This window comes from Nocardioides sp., from assembly GCF_036374615.1.
Lineage (GTDB): Bacteria > Actinomycetota > Actinomycetes > Propionibacteriales > Nocardioidaceae > Nocardioides.
The window spans coordinates 1-4,210 of sequence record NZ_DASUTK010000032.1 but is presented as its reverse complement, the minus strand read 5'-3'; the positions used below and the strand labels follow the sequence as shown (position 1 = coordinate 4,210).

The window sequence follows — 4,210 nt, the reverse complement described above, 5'->3', positions numbered from 1 at the left end:
CAGCCACGACCGGTAGAAGGCGACCATCCGGCTGCGCAGACGGTCGACGGACGCGTCCGGCTCGGAGGCGATCCAGCTCGTGTCGCCGCCGGAGCAGAACGCGCTGCCCTCCCCCGTCACCACGACCACCCGCAAGTCGCGGTCCTCCCGCAGCTCGCCCACCGCGCGGACCCACGAGGCGGTCATCGCCTCGGACATGGCGTTGCGCTGGTCGGGGTTGTCGAGGGTGAGGAGGGCGACGCCGTCGACCGGTCGGCTGAGCCTGAGGTGGCGGAAATCGGACGTGGAGTCGTGGTCATGGTCGGGCTGCCGGTCGGCTTGGAGGTCGGACATGGCCGAAACCCTAGTGATCGAGCGATTTCACGCTCAGGGCGAGCCTCACGCACGCGTGTCCACGCTTGTCGTAGGGTCATACCGGTTCTGGGGCCAGCGGCTCCGGTTCCTCCGACGGGCTTCCCCAACCACCCCGTCGCGACGACCGAACAACAAAACAGCAAGGAGGCCGTCATGGCGGAGACCTGGAGCGGCGAGTTCTACTGCGTCAAGTGCAAGGAGAAGCGCGAGGCAGAGGGCGAGGTGCGGGTCAACGACAAGGGCACGCGCATGGCCAAGGCTGTGTGCCCTGTCTGCGGCACCAACCTCAACCGCATCCTCGGCAAGGCCTGAGCACGACCCCACGTCGTTCACGGCGGCGTCCACCCGGTTGAGCGGGCGGACGCCGCCGTCGTCTGTGGACGAGCCTCCGCCGCGGCCGCACGAGATGCCAGGGTCGGACCATGTCATCTCGCCTCCGCCTGGCCGTCGGGCTACGCGTCACCGAGCGTGGCGACGGTCGGCTCCAGGTCGGCCTGCACCACGACCATCGGCTGCTGCTGGCTGACGATCCGTCGGTGCGGCAGCTGCTGACGAGGCTGCGACACCTCCTCGACCCGGACCGGACCACCGCGGCCGAGCGCGCCGTCATCGAGCAGCTGGCCGTCGCGGGACTGCTCGAGCACGAGGATCCGCCGCCGACGCCGGGCAGCGTGGAGGTCCTCGCACCCGAGCCTGCCGCGGCTCTCGCTCGCCGGCTGCTCGCCGAGGCCGCCCTACCCGAGTCCCGGGGTGGTCTCGACCCGGCGCTCACGCTGGTCGTGAGCGTGGGCGCGGAGCCCTCCCGGACCGGCCTCGACGCGATCGTGCAGGCCGATCGGCCCCACCTGCTGGTCACGTCCGTGGCGGGCCGGACCCGGGTCGGGCCGTGCGTCGTACCCGGCCTCACCGCCTGTCTGCGCTGCCTCGACGAGCACCTGGCCGACCGCGACCCCCGCCACGCGCGGGTCGTCGACCAGCACGTCACGGTCGATCGCACCTACCGACCACCGTCGGGTGACCTCGCGCTGGCGCTGGCGTGGGCCGTTCGCGACGTGGCGACCCTGCTCCGGGGTGACCGCCCGACGACCTGGTCGGCGACGGTGATGCTGCGCCCGGACGGGCCACAGCTGGACGAGTGGTCGCGGCATCCTCGGTGCGGGTGCGCCTGGGGCGAGCTGCTGGCGGGTTAGGCGAGCGAGGTAGGAGCCGTCACCAGAACTCGCTGTCGAGCTTGCCCTCCATCGACCGCAGGTGCTGGCGCGAGCACGTGTCGCAGTAGACGCGGCGGCGGCCGTTCTCGACGGCCGTGGTCCAGGTCAGGGTCTTCGCGGCGTCGGCCTCCTGGCGTCCGCAGAAGTCGCACGTCGTCACGCCGCTCCCCTCGTCGGACACGGTTCCAGGCTACGCCCCACACGCGCCCGGACATGCGAGGAGCCGGGTACGACGACGTCGTACCCGGCTCTTCGGTTCACCTGTTTCACTCACCCAGCGATCAGGGTGGAGGTGGCCCTTCCCTTGCGGGAATCGACCGCCGGCTCCCTCAGATCGCACGAGCGAGAGCGAGGCGTGCCTGGCGCGCGGCCTTCTCGGCCTTGCGGCTGACGCGACGAGCGTGGGCCACGTGGTAGGCCCGTCGCTGCTGCTGCGCCTCTCCCAGGCGCACGGACATCTGTGCCCGTGCCAGCTCTTCGTTCAAGAGTTCCATCTCAATACTCCGTACGTGTGGTGTGGTCATGTTGGTTGTTGTTGCTCGCTTCGATTCGAGGTGGATGTCAGGCGGCGTCCTTGCGGGGCCGGCCGCGAGGCCGCTTGCGCGGGATCACGGTGCCCTGCAGGAACAGCTGGCCGCCCCAGACGCCCCACGGCTCCCGGCGCTGCTTGGCTCCGGAAAGGCACAGGTCGCGCACGGGACACTCCGTGCACAGCGCCTTGGCGAACTCCACGTCGCTCGGGGACTCGGCGAACCAGAGCTCCGGGTCGTTGACCCGGCAGGGCAACTGGTCCTCGTCCACCTCGCTGGCGACGTCGTGCAAGCCGCCGAGCGAAGCCTCAGCCCCCCTGTTCGGGGAGAGTCCATCAGTGCGGTCGAGAACGCTGATGGTCATGTGGTCACCTCCTACTGGACCTGATCGCTTGTGTGCTGGAAACAGAAAGGCCGCGGATCCCGGGTTTCGGGTCCGCGGCCTGGAGGTAGCCGATGCTGTTGGGTCAACAGGTCGGTGGACTCCAGGAAGTGGTACCCGGACGGGTGGCCTCGGCGAGGGCAACGCCCGCCACGTGCCGATCGCGCACGACAATCGCGGGAGCGGTGCAAACCGTCATATCCGTGGTCATGCCGAGGCTGGTGCCATAGGTGACACCGGTGTTGGGCATGCCGAAGCCGGACGGGGTCTGTGCCGTCGCCTTCTGCGAGTTGATGCTCATCATTGGTGCCACCTCCTTGTCATTCTTCAGGCGCGAGCCTTGCCAGGGCTACTGTGCGCGGTCCGGTTTGGTTCCTGAGAAAAGTACCCGTCCGACCTCGTAAGAGGCAAACCATTTAATGGGTATTTCCTGACATTTCTTCGTCGATCTGCTGCCAGACGCCACGATCGCCGCTCGATCATCCCAGGATCACCGCAGGATCGGCGTTCAGGAGACGAGGTCGAGCAGGTCGGCGCCGTACCGGTCGAGCTTGGAGCGGCCCACGCCGCTGATCTTGAGCAGCGCCTGCTCGCTCCCCGGCTTGTGCTCGGCGATCAGCTGCAAGGTGGCGTCGGTGAAGACGACGTACGCCGGCACGCCGTCCTCCTCGGCCCGGGTCTTCCGCCAGGCACGCAGCCGCTCGAACAGGTCCTCGTCGTACGACGCCGGGCAGTCGTCGCACCGCCCGAGCTTCTTCTGGGCCGGTGTCGACAGCGGCTTGCCGCACTCGCGACAGTGCGCGGCCCGGCGCCGGCTCTTTGGCGGTGTCGGGCGTTGGTCGGCCGGGATCAGGCCGGCGAGGAACGGCGACGACACGCGGGTGGGGCGCCCGCCCGGGTTACGGGCCTGGCTCCAGGACAGCGAGAGGACGAGTCGCGCCCGCGTCATGCCGACGTAGAGCAGTCGGCGCTCCTCCTCCTGCTCGGTCGGGGTCTCGGCGTAGGTGATCGGCAGGGTGCCGTCCTGGAGGCCGGCGAGAAGCACGACGTCCCACTCGAGGCCCTTGGCCGCGTGGAACGTGGTGAGGGTGACGCCGTCGGCGACCGGTGCATGCTGCTCCGCGGCCCGTCGGTCGAGGTCGTCGACGAAGCCGCCGAGATCGACGTCAGCTCCCGTCGCGAACTCGGCGGCCTGGTCGACCAGCGCCTGCCACGACTCCCAGCGATCGCGCACCTGGCCGCGGGTCTCGGGCGGCTCCGCGGACCACCCGAGACCGGAGAGGGTCGCGCGCACCGTCTCGAGCAGGTCGTCGCCTGCCTCCCCCGAGCGGGCGGTGCCGCGCAGCAGGGTCACCGCCTGCTTGACCTCCGGACGGTCGAAGAACCTGGCGGCACCCCGGACGACGTACGGGATGCCGCGCTCGGCCAGCGCCTCCTCGTGCGCCTCGGACTGGGCGTTGATCCGGAACAGCACCGCCATCTGGCCGTACGGCGTGCCGGACCGTGCCGACGCGGCGATCCGCTCGGCGATCCCGGCCGCCTCGGCCACCTCGTCGGGGTAGCCGCGGTACTCGACCGCAGGGCCTGCTGCCTGCTGCGAGCGGAGCTCGACGCCGTGGCTCGCTGTGCCCGCGAGCAGCTGGTTGGCCGCGGCCACGACCTCGGGGGTCGAGCGGTAGTTGCGGACCAGCTCGATCGAGGTGGTGCCGGCGTACTTCGTCGGGAAGTCGCGC

Annotated in this window: 8 protein-coding genes; 2 read left to right on the top strand and 6 right to left on the bottom strand. The window is 70.1% G+C overall.

Features of this window, described 5'->3' with window-relative positions; all coding sequences use genetic code 11:
- Positions 1-333 (bottom strand): enoyl-CoA hydratase/isomerase family protein (locus VFZ39_RS02725; protein WP_330864190.1); only part of this gene is annotated, 333 nt, incomplete at its 3' end.
- Between the two features lie 174 nt (positions 334-507).
- On the opposite strand from VFZ39_RS02725, the gene VFZ39_RS02720 reads away from it, so the two are divergent.
- The gene (locus tag VFZ39_RS02720; RefSeq protein ID WP_089503918.1) at positions 508-666 is read left to right on the top strand and encodes a DUF5679 domain-containing protein; all 159 of its coding nucleotides are present in this window, start codon (positions 508-510) and stop codon (positions 664-666) included.
- Between the two features lie 110 nt (positions 667-776).
- Positions 777-1,544: a hypothetical protein gene (locus VFZ39_RS02715; protein WP_330864189.1), complete on the top strand. Its 768-nt coding sequence runs from the start codon at positions 777-779 to the stop codon at positions 1,542-1,544.
- Between the two features lie 19 nt (positions 1,545-1,563).
- Here the strand turns inward: VFZ39_RS02715 and VFZ39_RS02710 are convergent, their stop codons facing one another.
- From VFZ39_RS02710 to VFZ39_RS02690, 5 genes are all read right to left on the bottom strand, one after another.
- The gene (locus VFZ39_RS02710) at positions 1,564-1,746 is read right to left on the bottom strand and encodes a hypothetical protein (RefSeq protein WP_330864188.1); all 183 of its coding nucleotides are present in this window, start codon (positions 1,744-1,746) and stop codon (positions 1,564-1,566) included.
- Positions 1,747-1,894: 148 nt separating this feature from the next.
- The gene (locus tag VFZ39_RS02705; RefSeq protein WP_330864187.1) at positions 1,895-2,059 is read right to left on the bottom strand and encodes a hypothetical protein; all 165 of its coding nucleotides are present in this window, start codon (positions 2,057-2,059) and stop codon (positions 1,895-1,897) included.
- A gap of 67 nt (positions 2,060-2,126) precedes the next feature.
- Positions 2,127-2,459, bottom strand: a complete 333-nt coding sequence (locus tag VFZ39_RS02700; RefSeq protein ID WP_330864186.1) for a WhiB family transcriptional regulator — start codon at positions 2,457-2,459, stop codon at positions 2,127-2,129.
- A 103-nt stretch (positions 2,460-2,562) separates the two neighbouring features.
- The gene (locus VFZ39_RS02695) at positions 2,563-2,781 is read right to left on the bottom strand and encodes a hypothetical protein (protein WP_330864185.1); all 219 of its coding nucleotides are present in this window, start codon (positions 2,779-2,781) and stop codon (positions 2,563-2,565) included.
- Between the two features lie 204 nt (positions 2,782-2,985).
- Positions 2,986-4,210 (bottom strand): ATP-dependent DNA helicase UvrD2 (locus VFZ39_RS02690; RefSeq protein WP_330864184.1); only part of this gene is annotated, 1,225 nt, incomplete at its 5' end.

Excerpts from the sequence above, each read along its gene's own strand:
- VFZ39_RS02720 (WP_089503918.1), top strand. The coding sequence starts at position 508 with ATGGCGGAGACCTGGAGCGGCGAGTTCTACTGCGTCAAGTGCAAGGAG.
- VFZ39_RS02715 (WP_330864189.1), top strand. The coding sequence starts at position 777 with ATGTCATCTCGCCTCCGCCTGGCCGTCGGGCTACGCGTCACCGAGCGT.
- VFZ39_RS02705 (WP_330864187.1), bottom strand. The coding sequence starts at position 2,059 with ATGGAACTCTTGAACGAAGAGCTGGCACGGGCACAGATGTCCGTGCGC.
- VFZ39_RS02700 (WP_330864186.1), bottom strand. The coding sequence starts at position 2,459 with ATGACCATCAGCGTTCTCGACCGCACTGATGGACTCTCCCCGAACAGG.
- VFZ39_RS02695 (WP_330864185.1), bottom strand. The coding sequence starts at position 2,781 with ATGATGAGCATCAACTCGCAGAAGGCGACGGCACAGACCCCGTCCGGC.